Raw genomic sequence first — 15,214 nt, forward strand, 5'->3', positions numbered from 1 at the left:
CATGCGGATCGTGCACGCTGTCCGCTCGGACGGGTTCGCCGGGGTGGAGAGCCACATCGCACGTCTGGCGGTCGGCCAGTCCCGGGCCGGACACCGGGTCGCGGTGATCGGCGGAGATCCCGCGGCGATGCGACAGGCGATGGCGGGGGCGGGGGTCGTGCAGCGGGCCGCTGCCACCGTCCTCGAGGTGATCCGTGGTCTCGACGCGCTGCGCGACGGCGACGTGCTCCACGTGCACATGACGGCCGCCGAGACCGCCGCGGTGGCCGCGGTCGGGGCGTGGTCGCGTCCGGTGGTGAGCACCCGGCATTTCGCCGCCCGCCGTGGCGCGACCCGGCTCGGCCGGCTGGTCGCCCCGCTCATCGAGCGCCGGATCAGCGCGCAGATCGCGATCAGCGGGTACGTGGCCGCCGCCGTCGAGGGCGCGAGCGTGGTGATCCACCCCGGCCTGCCGGTCGTTCCGGTGGCTCCGGCGGGGGAACGGACCCGTACGATCCTGGTGGTGCAGCGGCTCGAGGCGGAGAAGCGCACCCAGGATGCGCTGGAGATCGTCGCCCGCTCCGGTCTGACGGACCGCGGCTGGCGGCTGACGATCGCCGGCGACGGCGCGCAGCGGGCTGCGCTCGAGGAGACCGCCGGCAGGCTGGGGATCGCTGCCGCGACGGACTTCCTCGGCCACCGGCAGGACGTGCCGGCCCTGATGCGCACGGCCGGGCTGCTGCTTGCGCCGTGCGACATCGAGGGACTGGGCCTCACCGTGCTGGAGGCGATGGCCGCCGGACTGCCCGTGGTCGCCTGCGCCGCGGGCGGTCACCTGGAGACCGTCGGGGCCGCCGCCGAAGGAGCCCTCTATCCTCGCGGCGCACTGGCCGTCGGCGCCGAGCTCGTCGGTCGGTTGGCGGGCGACGACGCCGGTCGGGCGGCGTACGGGGCGACGCTGCGGGAGCTCCAGTCCACCAGGTTCACCGTCGAGGCCCAGGTCGCCGCCGTCGACGCCGTCTACCGGGAGGTGCTGCGATGACCGCAGGGGCGGCGACGGGGAGGCCGGGGACGGACCTGGTGGTGCTCTCCCTGGAACCCTGGGACCGGGTGTGGCGACGCAACCAGCACCTGGTCGCCGGCCTGCTGCGCACCGATCCTGCCTTGCGGGTGCTGTTCGTCGAGCCGGCCGCGGATCCGCTGCACGACCTGGTCTCCCGCCGCCGGCCGCGGTGGGGCCGCCGCCCGCGGACCGTCTCGCTCGACGGGGTGCCGGACGGCCGGCTGCGGGCCTATCGGCCGACGAAACTGCTGCCCCGCCGCTGGGACCGCGCCGCCGACCGCCGTCTCGCCCGGCGGATCCGTCGGGTCGTCGCCGGGTCGGGGTCGACCGATCCGCTGCTGTGGGTGAACGACCCGGGCGGCGCCGCCGTGCTGACCCTGACCGGGTGGCCGGCACTGTACGACGTCACCGACGACTGGTTGGAGGCGGAGCGTACGCCCGCCGAGCACGACCGTCTGGTGCGCGACGAGGCGCTGCTGATGGCGCGCTGCGCCGAGGTGGTGGTGTGCAGCCCCGGCCTGCAGGCGACCAAGGGGGCGCGCCGCGACGTGACGTTGGTCCCCAACGCCGTCGACGTCGCCGACTATCGCCGTCCCCGGCCGCGACCCTCCGACCTGCCTCCGGGACCGGTGGCGGTCTACGTCGGCACCGTCCATCGGGACCGGATGGATCTCGACCTGTGCGTGGCCACCGCCCGTGCCCTGGCCGGTCGTGGCCACCTCGTGCTGGTCGGGCCCGCCCCGCTCGACCCGGCCGACCGGACGCGGCTCGTCCGGGCCGGGGTGGTCCTGCTGGGGGCGAAGGACCGCACGGAGGTGCCGGGCTATCTGCAGCACGCTGACGCACTCGTCGTGCCGCACCTCGTCACCCCGTTCACCGAGAGCCTGGATCCGATCAAGCTCTACGAGTATCGGGCGGTCGGGCGTCCGGTGGTGAGCACTCCGGTCGCCGGTTTCCGCGACAGCGGCGACCCGCGGGTGATCGTCGCCTCGCCCGCCGCCTTCCCGGCCGCTGTGGCCGACGCGATCCCGGCCGCCGCACCGTTCCCCGCGGGCGCCGACGGCGAGGTCGACGACTGGCAGGACCGGGTCGTCCGGATGCGGGGAGTGCTGGATCGTCTGGCCGGCGGAGGGGGCGCGGTGGGTGCAGGGGACGCAGCAGGTGGCGAGGCCGAGGACGGCACCCGGGGTGGAGACGGGACCCGATGACCAGCCGCCGGCACGTCCACGTGATCACCCCCGGGGACCACTTCTCCCCGCGGACGGGCAGTGCGATCCCCACGGTGGTGCACGGCCTGTGCGGAGCCACCCCCACGGGCGCGCCGCGGCCGGCGGTCGTCGTACGTCGCGACACCTACCCGGACCGCTACGACACCGCCGACATCATCGAGTACGACGGTGCGTCCGAGTTCCCGATCCGTGGCGGACGTGCCCGGCAATATCTGGACCTGGGCTTCGGCGCGCTCGGCATGCCGCGGCCGGCCGTACGCCACGAACTGGCGGCCGCGGTACGCGACCAGGGTGCCTGGGAGCCGTCGATCGTGCTCGCCCACAATGCGCCCCAGTTGGTGCCGGTGATCGACGCCGGCCGGCACGTGCCGGTGCTCTACGCCCACAACCATGTGCTCCGCACCTATCGGACGGGCGAGGCGCGGCGGGTGCTGGACCGGGTCGCCGCGATCATCTGCGTGAGCGACGCGCTGGCCGAGCAGACCGCGTCCCATCTTCCGCCGTCACTGCGCCGACGGATCCGGGTGGTGCACAACGGCGTCGACGCGGCCGCTTTCCGGCGTCCCGCCATCGGCGAGGAGGCCGGGCCGCTCCACGTCATGTTCCTCGGCCGGATGATTCCCGACAAGGGGGCGGACGTCCTGGTCCGCGCGGTCGAGCGCCTCGACCGCCCCGACATCCGTCTGACCCTGGTCGGTTCCCGCGGCTTCAGCGCTGCGGACCCGCTGACTCCTTACGAGCGCGACGTACGGACCGTGATGGCACGGCTGGGGGACCGTGCCGAGGTGCGGCCGTTCGTCCCGCGCTCCGAGGTGTCGCGCCTGCTGCAGCGTGCCGACGTGGTGGTGGTCCCGTCGCGGTGGCCCGATCCCTGCCCGCTCACCGTGTTGGAGGGGATGGCCGCGGGAGCCGCCGTGATCGGATCGGAGATCGGCGGGATCCCGGAGACCCTGCGCGGTGTCGGGATCCTGGTCCGACCCGGGGACCCGGAGGAGTTGGCGGCGGCGATCGCAGCGCTGGCGGACGACGGCGACCTGCGGCGCCGGACGTCGGCGGCCTGCGCGGCGTACGCAGAAGCGCACGACTGGGCGACTGCGGCGGCCGCCCTCACACAAGCACTGGAAGGGGTGGTCTGAGTGGCCGCAGGATCCGGAGGGGAAGCGCCGCCAACGGGGCGGCCGGCGCCACTGGTGTCGATGATCCTGGCGACCAACCGGGTGTCCTCCTATCTGGTGGAGTCACTGGAGAGCATGGCGGCGCAGACCTACGCCGACATCGAAGTCATCGTCGTGGACGACGGTTGTCCGGACCGTACGTCGCTCGACGCGGTGCTCGGCTCCTATCCGGACCTGGTGGTGATCCACCAGGCGCCGTCCGGTGTGTCGGTGGCGCGGAACGTCGGGGTGGACCGGGCCCGGGGCAGCCTGATCGGGTTCTTCGACGATGATGACCGCTACCCCCCGGACTGGGTGGAGAGGCATGTCGGCGCGCACCTGGCGCAGCCCGGGGTGGTGCTGACGTACGCGGATCTGCGCTCCATCGACGACCAGGGACGCGACCTGGGAGTCGACCGCTCGCGGCAGGCGGACATCCACGACTTCTTCCGTCGCGAGGTGGCGGTGCTCGCGGGGTCGATGGTCGTCGACCGGGCCGCGTTCGTCCGGCTGGGTGGATTCAACCGGATCTTCCCCCTCGCCGCCGACCTGGATCTGTCCCTGCGGTTGGTCACCGAGGGACCGGCGCGGTACATCCCGGGGCTGGTCCGCGACTACCGGACCCACGCCGGGAACGTGACGCGGTGCCACCGCGAGCTGGTGGCGTCGATCGACGGCATCCTCGACCTGCACCGACGGGCGGCGATCCGGTGCGGTCGCGATGATCTGGTCGCCGATCTCCGCGTCGGCCGCGCGGCCAACGGACGGTTCGCGTTCTGGAGCGCTGCCCGCGTGGCGCGTGCCTCGCTCGCCTCGCGGGATCCTGCCGCCGCCGTACGGGAGATGTTCTGGGCATGGCGGGCGGCTCCGAGCGCGCCGTTGAGCTGGCTGCGACGGCTGGTCGACGGACGAGGCGGACGCACCGTGCCGCGCCGGATCGCCTGAGGACCTGTCGACCGGAGCGAGGACAAGGAAGGCGATGCTAAGGTGACGCCGCGAATACACGGCTGCACGGCGGGGGGATGAGTGGATTCGACCACAGCGATCTCGGTCTCGGGGCTGTCCAAGTCCTATCGCATCAGCCGCTCCGGATACCGCCCGACGCGAGCCACCGAGGCGATCGTCGAACGCCTCCGGCATCCGCTGCGGCGGGAGGAGTACGAGGTCTTCGAGGCGCTGTCGGACATCACCGTCGAGGTGCCCTTCGGCGAGGCGGTCGGCATCATCGGTCGCAACGGGGCTGGCAAGTCGACACTGCTGAAGATCCTCACCCGGATCACCGCGCCGACCGCCGGCCGGATCGAACTGGGCGGTCGCGTCGGCAGTCTGTTGGAGGTGGGCACCGGCTTCCATCCTGAGCTCACCGGTCGGGAGAACATCTACCTCAACGGCACCCTGCTCGGCATGCGGCGCCAGGAGATCCGGCAACGGTTCGACGACATCGTCGAGTTCTCCGGGGTCGCGAAGTTCCTCGACACCCCGGTCAAACGCTATTCGTCCGGCATGTACGTACGCCTCGCGTTCTCCGTTGCGGCGCATCTGGAGACCGAGATCCTCGCCATCGACGAGGTGCTCGCCGTCGGCGACGCCGAGTTCAAGAACAAGTCCTTGGCCAAGATGCGGGATGTCGCCAAGGACGGCCGTACGGTCCTCTACGTCAGCCATCAGATGGCGACGGTGACCGCACTGTGCACGAGCGCTCTGTACCTCGACGCGGGGAAGCTGACCTACAGCGGCCCGGTCGACGGCGCGCTGGCGATGTACCGCGACAGTTTCGAGTCGTTCGCCCAGTCCACCCGGGTCGCACAGCGGCGGCCCGGCACCGGGGAACTGCGCGCTGCCGACGTACGGCTGTCCGAGTCGTCCTTCTCCTCCGCCGAGGACAAGGTCATCGAGATCGACGTCCCGGCCAACCCGGCGATGACCGGTGACTATTTCGTCTCCTGCCACATCAACGATGTCAACGGTGTGCTCATCACCAAGTGCGATTCGCGACTGGTCGAGGCCTGGTTCGCGCCGGACACCGATCAGCGGGTGCGGCTCACGGTGACCGGCCTGTGGCTGCGGCCCGGTCGCTACACCGTCGACGTCTTCGTCTGCAGGACAGGTGTCCTCGACGCCTGGGAGGCGGCCGCGGCCTTCGAGGTGCTGCCCGAGCTGCCCTATCCGGAGACCTTCAACGACGAGGCCGTCAGCGGCGCCCTGGTGCTGTCGGACTTCACCTACGAGAGGAGCAGCGCGTGAACCGTACGGTCATCACTCCTCCCGGCCGGCTCAATCTTCCCCACTGGAGGGAACTCTGGGAGGCCCGCGAAGTCGCCTACCGTTTCGGGCAGCGTGACGTCGTGCTGCGCTACCGCCAGACGGCCGTCGGGGTCGCCTGGGTCCTGCTGCAGCCGTTGGCGTCGGCCGGCATCTTCTCGGTGATCTTCGGCAATGTCGCCAAGTTGCCCAGCGACGGGGTGCCCTACTTCCTGTTCAGCTTCATCAGCATGCTCGCCTGGACCCTCTTCAACGGTGTCGTCAGCCGGTCCTCGAACTCGGTCGTCGGCAACCAGGCGCTGGTGTCGAAGGTGTTCTTCCCGCGGATGCTGGTGCCACTGTCGACACTCTTCTCCGTGCTTCTCGACTTCGCGGTGGCGTTCGTCCTCGGGATCGTGCTGTTGGTCGTCTACCGCGTGAATCCGGGCTGGCCGGTCCTGCTCGTCCCGGTCTGGACCCTGCTGGTGTTGTCCTTCGGCACCGGGATCGGCCTGGCGGCCTCCGCCATCATGGTGAAATACCGCGACGTCGCGTACGTCCTGCCGTGGCTCCTCCAGGTCGGGCTCTACGCGACACCGGTGGCATACTCCCTGACTGCGGTGCCCGGGCGCTACCACTGGCTGTTCCTGGCGAATCCGATGTCCTGGCTGATGGAGTGCTTCCGCTGGTCGATGCTGGGCACCGCGATGCCGCCACTGTGGCAGATCCTCGGGGCGGTCGGCGCCGGGGTGCTGGTGCTGTTCGGGGGCGTGCTGGTGTTCCAGAGTCGCGAACGCGTCTTCGCCGATCTGATCTGAGCCTCGAGCCGAGGGAGCCCCGATGATGAGCGCCGCCGAGACGATCGTCTTTCTGAACAACAGCAGGGAGACCTTCACCCCGACCCGCAGCGGTGCCATCGCGACGTGTCTCCTCGAGGTCGGCCGGGCGGCGATGGCCGGTGGCGCGAGCCCGGTGGTGATCAGCCGGCGGCACGGCCAGGAGTCGCAGACGTACGACTGGCCGCGGCTGCGCCTGGTCGACCCGATCGGCCCTGATCCGGCGCGCTTGGTGGCGAAGGCCCAGCGCGTCCGTCGCCGGCTCAACGGCTGGGCGCGACCCGACCAGTGGCAGTACGCCCGCGGGGTCGTGCCGTTGCTGCGGGAGATCGCGCCGCGCGCCGTGCTGCTCAACAACGACCCCGAGCTCGCGGTCCACCTCAGGCGACGGTTCCCCGGACTCCGGGTCGTGCACTGGTTCCACAACCTGGAGCTCAGCAGCGACCGATTCCGGCGCGCGTACGCCATGGATCCGGGGATCGTCTCCGTCGCGGTGAGCCGCTACCTGGCCAGGGCGATCGAGAACGTCTACCGGCTGCAGCCGCTCAGCGTGCACGCCTCCCTCAACGGCGTGGATGCGGGCACGTTCCGGTGCGACGAGCGACCGGCACGGGTCCCGGTCGTCGGTCACCTGGGTCGGGTCGGCATCGAGAAGGGCCTGGACGTCCTGTTGGACGCGGCCCTGATCCTGCAGGCGCGGGGCGCCGAGTTCGCCGTGCAACTCGCCGGGGACACCAACTGGGGCGAGCACAACGAGAATCCCTTCTCCCGAAAGGTCGCCCGACAGGTCGCCGCGTTGGAGGATGCGGGGGTGGACGTACGCCGGCTGGGGCATGTCCCACGCAGCCGGATCCCGGCGGCGCTGGCGGGCTCCGACATCCATGTGGTGCCGTCCCGGTGGGACGAGCCCTGCGGGCTGACCACCCTCGAGGGACTGGCCAGCGGTCAACCGGTGGTGGGCAGCGCGACCGGTGGCACGCCTGAGGTGCTGGCCGGGGCCGGGCTGTTGTTCCCCCGGGAGGACCCGGCGGCCCTCGCGGACGTCCTCGAACCGCTCGTCCGGGACGCCGACGTACGACGCCTGTGGGGGGCCCGGGCCGCCGCCCGGGCGGCCGAGTTGCCGTGGTCGGCGACCTGGCGGTGTCTGGAAGGGGCGTTGACCTTGTGACCGGCGGCCCGGTCGGTCATCAGCGGGTCCCGGGGCGGAGGAGCTCTATCAGGTCGGCGGCGGTCGCCGACCACGGGAACCGCTCCGCCTGCCGGCGTGCGTCCCGCTTCGCTGCGGCGAGGGAGTCCCGGTGCCGGACCCAGTGGCGGATCGCGTCCGCGACCTGTCGGGGGGCATCTGCGTCGACGAACGCGCCGGCGGTCCCGACGGCCTCGGGGATCCCACCGCGGCGGGTGGCCACGATCGCACAGCCGGACGCCATCGCCTCCAGATTGACCAGCCCGAAGGGCTCGTCGACGCGGGACAGCACGCAGGCGATGTCGTGGGTGCGGAGTTCCTCGGCGAGCGTCGCGTGGGGCAGCCAGCCCTTCCGTGTCCCGTGCGCGGCGGCCACCGCGGCCTCGAGCTGCCGACGGTAGGCCTCTTCGGCCTCCCTGCTGAACCCGAACGTCCTGACCTGCCCGATGAGGGTGAACTCGACCGGCAGCCCTTCCTCGCGGAGCAACCGTACGGCCTCGGCGGCTGCTTCGTGCCCCTTGTTGGGATCGATCCGGCCGTGACAGACGATGCGCACCGGATCGCGCGGGTCGAGCCAGTCCGTCCGTGGCGCGAACTGCCGCAGATCGACCCCGCTGTGGATCACCCGGATCTCCCGCTGGGGGAGGTAGCGATCGCGGGTCCACGCGGCGACGGCCGCACTCACCGCGACGACCCCGACCTCGGCCGGCAGGTCCCGGAACGGCTCGGCCTCCGCCCCTTCCAGCCGGTTGTGCAGCCAGAGGAGGGTCCGGTCGCCGACCCGCCGGTGCGCGAGGTGTGCTGCGGCGCGGGGATCGTTCGCCACCACCACGGCGTCGACCGGCCCCGGCAGCTCCGCGAGACGACGGGTGACCGCCCGCAGGTAGCGGCGGTGGGCGCCGGAGCCGGCGGAGCGGTCCGCTCGGGCCAGCAGTCCGGAGGTGGCCCTGCCCAGGGTGGACACCGGATGCGCCGGCCCGTACGCGAGGCGTCGGGGAGAGCCCTCGGCGTAGAGGGTGCCGCCGTCGTCGGGGGTCAGCACGGTGGCCCGGTGGCCGAGGAGGTCCAGTTCCCTGGCGAGATGCCGGGTGATGGTGGCGATGGCCCCGGTCCATTCCTGGCTGTAGTACTCCCCGACGGGCAGGACGAAGACGATGTTCACGATTCGCCGACCCAGTACCGGCGATCGGCGGGCAGCCTGGTGATCCGGAAACGATTGTCGAGCGGCTGGAACGGTGCACTGAGCGCCGTCAGCAGGGGATGCTTCATCCGCCGGCGCCACGCACGCATCCGCCGCGGCTCCGAATAGGTGTCGGCGTGCCCCGACCACCGGGCCTTCCGGTGCATGTACTCCTCGCTGCGGACCCAGTAGTAGTGCAGGATGCCCGCGTCGCGCGGCACCGTGCGGTGGACGACGGCGTCGAAGGGATGCCGTGGATCGGTGTTGTGGGGCGAGAAGTCGACGCGGAACAGATCCACGTCGGCCTGCCGTGCATGCCGGGGCGTGGTCCCGGCGACGACAGCCACCGGGCCCGGGTAGTTGGCGATCGTGCCCCAGCATCGCGAGGACATCTCGAGGAAGTCGCCCCCGCGCGTCCTGGCGTACAGGTAACGCGACGGATACTCCAGGCCGCCGGCTCCTCTGTCGGCCGCCTCCGCCAGGCAGGAACGGAACTCGTCGGGGGCCTGCAGGACCTCGTCCGTGTCGAGCTGGATCACCCAATCGCAGCCTTCCGAGGCCTGTCCCAGGGCGATCGTCCGTTGGTGGGTGTCGTTGTCCAGCGGCTCGTGCTCGAGACGGGCGAAGTGGCCCGGCCGGTAGTCACACTTGCCGTCGACGTCGATGGCCTTGAGACGGGCGAGGCAGTCGTCGATCGGCAGCGGCGTCCCGGTCCACGAGATCGCGTCCTGATCGTACGAGACGACGATCCGATCCACCAGACCGTAGTAGCTGCGGACGCTCTCCTCCAGCCACCACGGATCAGCGGCCAGGACGTAGGCGTTCAACCGCAGGTCGCGGGAGACCGGCATGGGATCAGGCGTCCGTACGCAGGGCCGACTGGCGGGCCCGATCGTCCCGGATGGCACGTCGTGCCGCAGGGAATCCGGCCGCGACACCGGCGGCGACGACAGCGCCCCGGGACAGCCCGCCGAGGAAGGTCCGTACGGCGCGCCCCGGGCCGGTGCGCCGGATCTCCAGCAGGCCTTTGACCGCGCGGCGTACGTCGTGGAGCGTCTCCCGGGCAGCGGTCACCAGGAACCGCCGCAGGATGGGGGCGTCCATCCCGTAGACGCGGGACAGCAGAACGACGCTGTTGCGGTTGGCGTAGAAGACGTAGCGACGGTCGAACCGCTTGCCCTTCGCGTACTCGCCGGGCAAGTGATCGACCACGGCGGCGGGCGTGTAGACGAGGCGGTGGCCGCGGGTCCTGATCCGCAGCGCCAGATCGCTCTCCTCGCGTAGGCAGGTGCCGGGATAGTCTCCGTAGATGCCACCGATGTCGTCGATCGCCGTACGCCGGAAGGACATGTTCGCTCCCAGCAGATGGTCGACGTCGATGTCGCGCCCCGGATCCGCCGCGAAGTTGCCGGTGAGCCGGCCGTCCGGAAGCAGCAGGCCGATCGAGCCGATCCCGGCCCGTCGCTCTCCAGGAACGCCGTTGAGAGCGGACCCCCCGACGCCGGCGACCTCGGGGGAGTCGTAGCGGGCCAACAGCTGCTCCAGCCAGTCGGGCCAGGCGTTGGCATCGTCGTCGAGAAAGGCGACGATGTCCTCCCGTGTCATCGAGTAGCCGATCTGGCGTGACTCCGGCGTCCGGCCGCGGCCCATCGGATTGCGGGCGTAGAGCACGTCCGGGAAGTCGCGTACGACCCGCTCGGTCCGGGCATCCGGCGAACTGTCCACCACGATCACCCGGTCCGGTGCGGTCGACTGCCGGGCGAGGTGGTCGAGGCAATCCCGCACCCGATCGGGACGGTTGTACGTCGCGATGATCACGGCGGTGGTCAGCGGCGCGGGGGACGACGGCGCGGCGGACAATGGCGCGGCCGACAACGGCGCGGCGGACAATGGCGCGGCCGACAACGGCGCGGCGGGCTCAGGCTTCGCGGGCATCTCTCTCCTCGGTGCGGACCGTCGCGTAGACGGCCTCGTAGTCGTCGGCGGTGCGGTCCCAGGTGAAGGCCGCGACGCCCCTTCGCCCTGCGGCGCCGAGGCGGCCCAGGGTGACTCGATCCGACAACAGGGCCGACAGCGTGGCAGCGAACACCTCGCCGTCCTCCGGGGCGACAAGGACACCGTCGACTCCGTCGGTGATCAGGTCGGCCGGGCCGCCGTGGGAGGTGGCGATCAGCGCTGTCCCGCTGCGCCACGCCTCGAGCACGACGATCCCGAAGGCCTCGACCCGGCTCGGCACCACGATCAGGTCCGCGTCGGCCATCGCCTGGATCACCTGTGCCCGATCGAGGCGGCCGAGGAAATCGACCTGCGCCGCCACTCCGAGGTCGTCCGCAAGCACCCGGAGAGTGGCGAGCTCCGGACCGTCGCCACCGATCACCAGGCGTGTCCGCGGCGGGCGGTCGGCAGCCGCGAAGGCGCGGAGCAGCAGGTCCAGGCCCTTGACCCGGACAGCACGTGCCACGGCGACGACGGTCGGAGGCCGGTCCGGGTCCCGTTCACTCGGCCCGATGCCGAGCCGTTCGGCCTCGAGCAGATCGATGCCGTTCGGCACCACCAGCGCCGGGCGGTGCAGGCCGAACCGGGTCGACAGATCATCGAGGACCAGCTGTGAGCACCCCGTCACGGTGGCAGCGTCGCCCAGGGCCCGCCGGAGGCTCCAGGCCATCAACCGGGACCGGGTGAAAACGTCCTCCTCGTCCATGAAGGTCTCGCCGTGGGCGCTGACCACCAGGGGGATCCCGGTCATCCGGTGCAGCGCCCACGCGTACGCCCCGTTGGGGCCGAAGCACTGGACGTGCAGCACCTCGGGGCGGAACTCGCGTCGGGCCCGGCGCCAGCCGGCCCAGGCCGGGAGGACCGCCAGGGCGAAGGACGCCACCCCGCGCAGCGTGCGTGACGGCAGGGGCGTCGGCAGGTAGCGGACGACGATGCCATCGACGACTGTGGTGCCGAGGTGCTCGCCCCGATCGACGGTCCACACCTCGACCGGGTGACCGCGGTCGCGCAGTGCGCGTGCGACGTTCCGGGTGTGCTCCTCCACGCCTCCCGGGTAGGGGGCGAAACTGGAGGAAATGAGCGCCACGCGTGGTGCCACCGAGCTGTGCCTCCCCCCGTGGTGTCGCGGCCGGTGAGCAGATCCATGTCATCATAAGCGAGAAGTCCGCCCCACCTGGGCGTACGATCTGTCGCCTTCTCAGGAGCCGAGTCAGTGCCGCGTCTGAGCATCGCCACCCTTGCCACCGAGGCGCCGATGGGGGCGCAGGTCTATCAGGAGGAGATCGCTTCCCGGGCCGCCGCCGCGCTGGACGCGCTGGCGCCGGACTGGGCCGTGGAGCGTCTGATCGCCCGCTCGCTGCGCTCGCCGCTGGCCGGCAACCGTCGACTGCCGATGGGTTGGCTCACCCACGCGTCCCCGGCCGCCCGCCGGGCCCTCGGCAGGGTCGTCTACCGGCCGGACGCCGTGGTGCACCGGATGAACCTCGAGTTGCCGCCGCCTCCCGGACCGGACGTGATCACCCTGCACGACGTCGTCGCCTGGAAGTACTCCGACGAGTCCGCGCCGGTCGCCGCGGCGGCCGAGGAGGCGCGGCGGGCGGACGCGGTGATCTGCGTGTCGCGGTTCACTGCCCAGGAAGCGGTCGAACTGCTCGGCATCCGCGACCCGTACGTCGTCCACAACGGCGTCGATCCGCGGTTCTTCGACCCGACGCCGCTCGACCGTACGACCCTCGCGACGCTCGGTGTGAGCGGGTCGTACGTGCTGACCGCCGGCGGCGCGTCGCGGCGGAAGAACCTGGAGGGACTGGCCGCGGCCTGGCCGGCGGTGCACAGCGCGCGTCCCGACCTCACCCTGGTGCTGTCCGGGCCGGACCATCCGCGACGTACCGCACTCTTCGGGCACCTGACGGGGGTCCGGTCGGTCGGCCGGGTGGCGGCCGAGCTGGTGCCGGGCCTGATGGCCGCGGCGTCCGCGGTGGTGGTGCCGTCGCTGTACGAGGGCTTCGGGCTGCCGGCACTGGAAGGGATGGCGGCCGGGGTCCCGGTGGTCGCCGCCCGCACGAGTTCCCTCCCCGAGGTGGTCGGAGACAGCGGCGTGCTGGTCGATCCCACGCCGGACGAACTCGCCGCGGGGATCCTCTGGGCGACCAGCGACGATCCGGCGATCGCAGCGCTGGTCGCGGCGGGCCGCCGGCGGTCGCGCAGGTTCACCTGGGAGGCGAGCGCCGCAGGACACGCTGAGGTGTGGGCCGCGGTGTCGCGCTGAGGTGTGGGCCGCGGTGGCGCGCTGAGGTGTGGGCCGCGGTGGCGCGCTGAGGTGTGGGCCGCGGTGGCGCGCTGAGGTGTGGGCCGCGGTGGCGCGCTGAGGTGTGGGCCGCGGTGGCGCGCTCATCTGCGTCGACGCGGAAGATCGGCGACGCAGTTGCTGCTCGGGTGGAGAGCATCCACCCGAGCAGCATCAGTTCAGCGTCGATCTCCCCGGGACCTCTGGACGAGGTCCCAGCGCCAAGGACTCAGGCGGCGCAGGGAGTGCTGCCGGCGCACTCGCCGAGGTTCGGTCCGGCCAGTGCCTCGCCGATCTTGGTGGTGGTGCCCCCGTCGACCTTGCCGAAGATGAAGATGGTGCTGGCGGAGTTGGTGGAGCTGAACGCGCCCAGCGAGCCGGTGCAGGCCGAGCCGCCGGCGGGGATCACCAGCTGCTTCGGGAACGGGCTGGTCCCACACGGCACGAGGCTGGCCCCGGAGTTGGTCTGCAGGTACTCGATGGTGATGGTCACGCTGCCACCGCCGGTGCAGGTGTTCTGGACGCACAGCTCGAGGTTGTACGACCAGTTGTTGCCCGAGCCCGGCCACTTGCAGGCGGACGGACCGAGGGTGAACTGGAGGCACTCGGGCGACGCGGCCATGGCGGGCGTGGCGCTGGCGACGGCGATGGCCGGGACTGCCCACGCCGCACCCTTGACGATGGTGCGGCGAGACGGCTGCGACCCCGACGCCTTGATCGGATTGTCTGAATTGCTCATGGTCAGTCCCCCAGGGTCCTGTGGATCCTACAAACGAACTACAACGGGCATACGTTTTGCATCGAAAGACTATCGGCGCGCGCTCAGCCTACAAAGACATCGAGAAAGATGCCACTGGGGGTTTCCTGAGAATGCCCGCAACGGCGATCTGCACGGTTTCTGCCCGTCCCGTGGTCCGGCACGGCGTGCTGGGCATCGGGCCGGGAGGCATGGTCGACGAGCCGGGCCGGGGACCGCCGTCGGGTAGCGTTCGGGCCATGGCGAGGTATCTGGTGACGGGGGGCGCGGGGTTCATCGGTTCGAACTTCGTGCGCCAGGTGGTGGCGACGACGGATCACGACGTGACGGTGCTGGACGCGTTGACGTACGCGGGCAATCGTGACTCGTTGACCGGTCTGCCGCCCGCCCGGGTGAGGTTCGTCCAGGGCGATGTCGCCGACGCCGAGCTGGTGGACGGGCTGGTGGCGGACTCGGACGTGGTGGTCCATTTCGCCGCGGAGTCGCACAACGACAACTCGCTGCGGGATCCGTCGCCGTTCATCCGGACCAACCTGGTGGGCACGTTCACTCTGCTGGAGGCGTGCCGACGCCACGACGTACGCCTGCATCACGTGTCGACCGACGAGGTGTACGGCGACCTGGCGCTGGATGATCCGGCGAAGTTCACTCCGGAGACCGCGTACCGCCCGTCCAGCCCGTACTCGGCGTCGAAGGCCGGTTCGGACCATCTGGTCCGGGCCTGGGTGCGGTCGTTCGGGGTGGCGGCGACGCTGAGCAATTGCTCGAACAACTACGGGCCCTACCAGCATGTGGAGAAGTTCATTCCGCGTCAGATCACCAACCTGCTCGACGGTGGCCGGCCGAAGCTCTACGGGGCCGGACTGAACGTTCGTGACTGGATCCATGTCGACGATCACAACGCGGCGGTGCTGGCGATCATCGAGCGTGGTCGGATCGGCGAGACCTACTTGATCGGCGCCGACGGGGAGAAGGACAACAAGACGGTCATCGAGACGATCCTGCGGCTGATGGGGCACCCGGCCGACGCGTACGACCACGTCGCCGACCGTTCCGGTCACGACCTGCGGTATGCGATCGACGCGAGCAAGCTGCGCGAGGAGCTCGGCTGGCGGCCGCGGTATCGCGACTTCGAGGCCGGGCTGGCCGCGACGATCGACTGGTACCGCGCGCACGAGGAGTGGTGGCGGCCGCAGAAGGCTGCGGTCGAGGCCGCGTACGCCGCCCGCGGGCAGTGACACGGGGTTGGGGAGTCCGGGGCGCGGCTCCGGACCACGACGCCGATCGGGGCAGGGGCGCCGCGCGGA

The 15,214-nt window shown here is 71.3% G+C and carries 14 protein-coding genes; 9 read left to right on the forward strand and 5 right to left on the reverse strand.

Annotated features, from left to right (window positions below):
• Position 1 precedes the first annotated feature (1 nt).
• From R0146_RS07855 to R0146_RS07885, 7 genes are all read left to right on the forward strand, one after another.
• The gene (locus R0146_RS07855) at positions 2-1,021 is read left to right on the forward strand and encodes a glycosyltransferase family 4 protein (protein ID WP_317688397.1); all 1,020 of its coding nucleotides are present in this window, start codon (positions 2-4) and stop codon (positions 1,019-1,021) included.
• Positions 1,018-2,250 carry a glycosyltransferase gene (locus R0146_RS07860; RefSeq protein WP_317688400.1) on the forward strand — a complete coding sequence of 411 codons (1,233 nt, stop codon included), beginning with the start codon at positions 1,018-1,020 and terminating at the stop codon, positions 2,248-2,250. The genes R0146_RS07855 and R0146_RS07860 overlap by 4 nt, the downstream gene beginning before the upstream one ends.
• Positions 2,247-3,407 carry a glycosyltransferase family 4 protein gene (locus R0146_RS07865; RefSeq protein WP_317688402.1) on the forward strand — a complete coding sequence of 387 codons (1,161 nt, stop codon included), beginning with the start codon at positions 2,247-2,249 and terminating at the stop codon, positions 3,405-3,407. Before R0146_RS07860 ends, R0146_RS07865 begins: the two co-directional genes overlap by 4 nt.
• Positions 3,408-3,467: 60 nt before the next feature.
• On the forward strand, positions 3,468-4,370 hold the full coding sequence (locus R0146_RS07870; protein WP_317688404.1) for a glycosyltransferase: 903 nt from the start codon (positions 3,468-3,470) through the stop codon (positions 4,368-4,370).
• A gap of 81 nt (positions 4,371-4,451) precedes the next feature.
• Positions 4,452-5,669 carry an ABC transporter ATP-binding protein gene (locus R0146_RS07875; protein WP_317688406.1) on the forward strand — a complete coding sequence of 406 codons (1,218 nt, stop codon included), beginning with the start codon at positions 4,452-4,454 and terminating at the stop codon, positions 5,667-5,669.
• Positions 5,666-6,484 (forward strand): ABC transporter permease, encoded by an 819-nt coding sequence (locus R0146_RS07880; RefSeq protein ID WP_317688408.1) that lies wholly within the window; start codon positions 5,666-5,668, stop codon positions 6,482-6,484. The genes R0146_RS07875 and R0146_RS07880 overlap by 4 nt, the downstream gene beginning before the upstream one ends.
• A 22-nt stretch (positions 6,485-6,506) precedes the next feature.
• Positions 6,507-7,670 carry a glycosyltransferase family 4 protein gene (locus R0146_RS07885; protein ID WP_317688409.1) on the forward strand — a complete coding sequence of 388 codons (1,164 nt, stop codon included), beginning with the start codon at positions 6,507-6,509 and terminating at the stop codon, positions 7,668-7,670.
• Positions 7,671-7,689: 19 nt separating this feature from the next.
• Here the strand turns inward: R0146_RS07885 and R0146_RS07890 are convergent, their stop codons facing one another.
• Genes R0146_RS07890 through R0146_RS07905 form a run of 4 tightly spaced genes read right to left on the reverse strand, consistent with a single transcriptional unit; the run spans position 7,690 to position 11,908 of the window.
• Positions 7,690-8,850 (reverse strand): glycosyltransferase family 4 protein, encoded by a 1,161-nt coding sequence (locus R0146_RS07890; protein ID WP_317688411.1) that lies wholly within the window; start codon positions 8,848-8,850, stop codon positions 7,690-7,692.
• On the reverse strand, positions 8,847-9,719 hold the full coding sequence (locus tag R0146_RS07895; protein WP_317688412.1) for a glycosyltransferase family protein: 873 nt from the start codon (positions 9,717-9,719) through the stop codon (positions 8,847-8,849). Before R0146_RS07895 ends, R0146_RS07890 begins: the two co-directional genes overlap by 4 nt.
• Positions 9,720-9,723: 4 nt before the next feature.
• Positions 9,724-10,803, reverse strand: a complete 1,080-nt coding sequence (locus R0146_RS07900; protein WP_317688413.1) for a glycosyltransferase — start codon at positions 10,801-10,803, stop codon at positions 9,724-9,726.
• Entirely contained in the window at positions 10,787-11,908 is a 1,122-nt protein-coding gene (locus R0146_RS07905) for a glycosyltransferase family 4 protein (RefSeq protein WP_317688415.1), read from the reverse strand. The genes R0146_RS07900 and R0146_RS07905 overlap by 17 nt, the downstream gene beginning before the upstream one ends.
• A 168-nt stretch (positions 11,909-12,076) precedes the next feature.
• On the opposite strand from R0146_RS07905, the gene R0146_RS07910 reads away from it, so the two are divergent.
• Entirely contained in the window at positions 12,077-13,132 is a 1,056-nt protein-coding gene (locus tag R0146_RS07910) for a glycosyltransferase family 4 protein (protein WP_317688417.1), read from the forward strand.
• Between the two features lie 247 nt (positions 13,133-13,379).
• Here the strand turns inward: R0146_RS07910 and R0146_RS07915 are convergent, their stop codons facing one another.
• Positions 13,380-13,889, reverse strand: a complete 510-nt coding sequence (locus R0146_RS07915; RefSeq protein ID WP_317688419.1) for a hypothetical protein — start codon at positions 13,887-13,889, stop codon at positions 13,380-13,382.
• A gap of 257 nt (positions 13,890-14,146) precedes the next feature.
• On the opposite strand from R0146_RS07915, the gene rfbB reads away from it, so the two are divergent.
• Complete coding sequence (rfbB, locus tag R0146_RS07920; RefSeq protein WP_317688421.1) at positions 14,147-15,145, forward strand: dTDP-glucose 4,6-dehydratase; 999 nt, start codon at positions 14,147-14,149, stop codon at positions 15,143-15,145.
• Positions 15,146-15,214 lie beyond the last annotated feature (69 nt).

It is taken from the genome of Raineyella sp. LH-20 (assembly GCF_033110965.1).
GTDB lineage: Bacteria > Actinomycetota > Actinomycetes > Propionibacteriales > Propionibacteriaceae > Raineyella.

Excerpts from the sequence above, each read along its gene's own strand:
- R0146_RS07855 (WP_317688397.1), top strand. The coding sequence starts at position 2 with ATGCGGATCGTGCACGCTGTCCGCTCGGACGGGTTCGCCGGGGTGGAG.
- R0146_RS07860 (WP_317688400.1), top strand. The coding sequence starts at position 1,018 with ATGACCGCAGGGGCGGCGACGGGGAGGCCGGGGACGGACCTGGTGGTG.
- R0146_RS07865 (WP_317688402.1), top strand. The coding sequence starts at position 2,247 with ATGACCAGCCGCCGGCACGTCCACGTGATCACCCCCGGGGACCACTTC.
- R0146_RS07870 (WP_317688404.1), top strand. The coding sequence starts at position 3,468 with ATGATCCTGGCGACCAACCGGGTGTCCTCCTATCTGGTGGAGTCACTG.
- R0146_RS07885 (WP_317688409.1), top strand. The coding sequence starts at position 6,507 with ATGATGAGCGCCGCCGAGACGATCGTCTTTCTGAACAACAGCAGGGAG.
- R0146_RS07895 (WP_317688412.1), bottom strand. The coding sequence starts at position 9,719 with ATGCCGGTCTCCCGCGACCTGCGGTTGAACGCCTACGTCCTGGCCGCT.
- R0146_RS07900 (WP_317688413.1), bottom strand. The coding sequence starts at position 10,803 with ATGCCCGCGAAGCCTGAGCCCGCCGCGCCGTTGTCGGCCGCGCCATTG.
- R0146_RS07915 (WP_317688419.1), bottom strand. The coding sequence starts at position 13,889 with ATGAGCAATTCAGACAATCCGATCAAGGCGTCGGGGTCGCAGCCGTCT.
- rfbB (WP_317688421.1), top strand. The coding sequence starts at position 14,147 with ATGGCGAGGTATCTGGTGACGGGGGGCGCGGGGTTCATCGGTTCGAAC.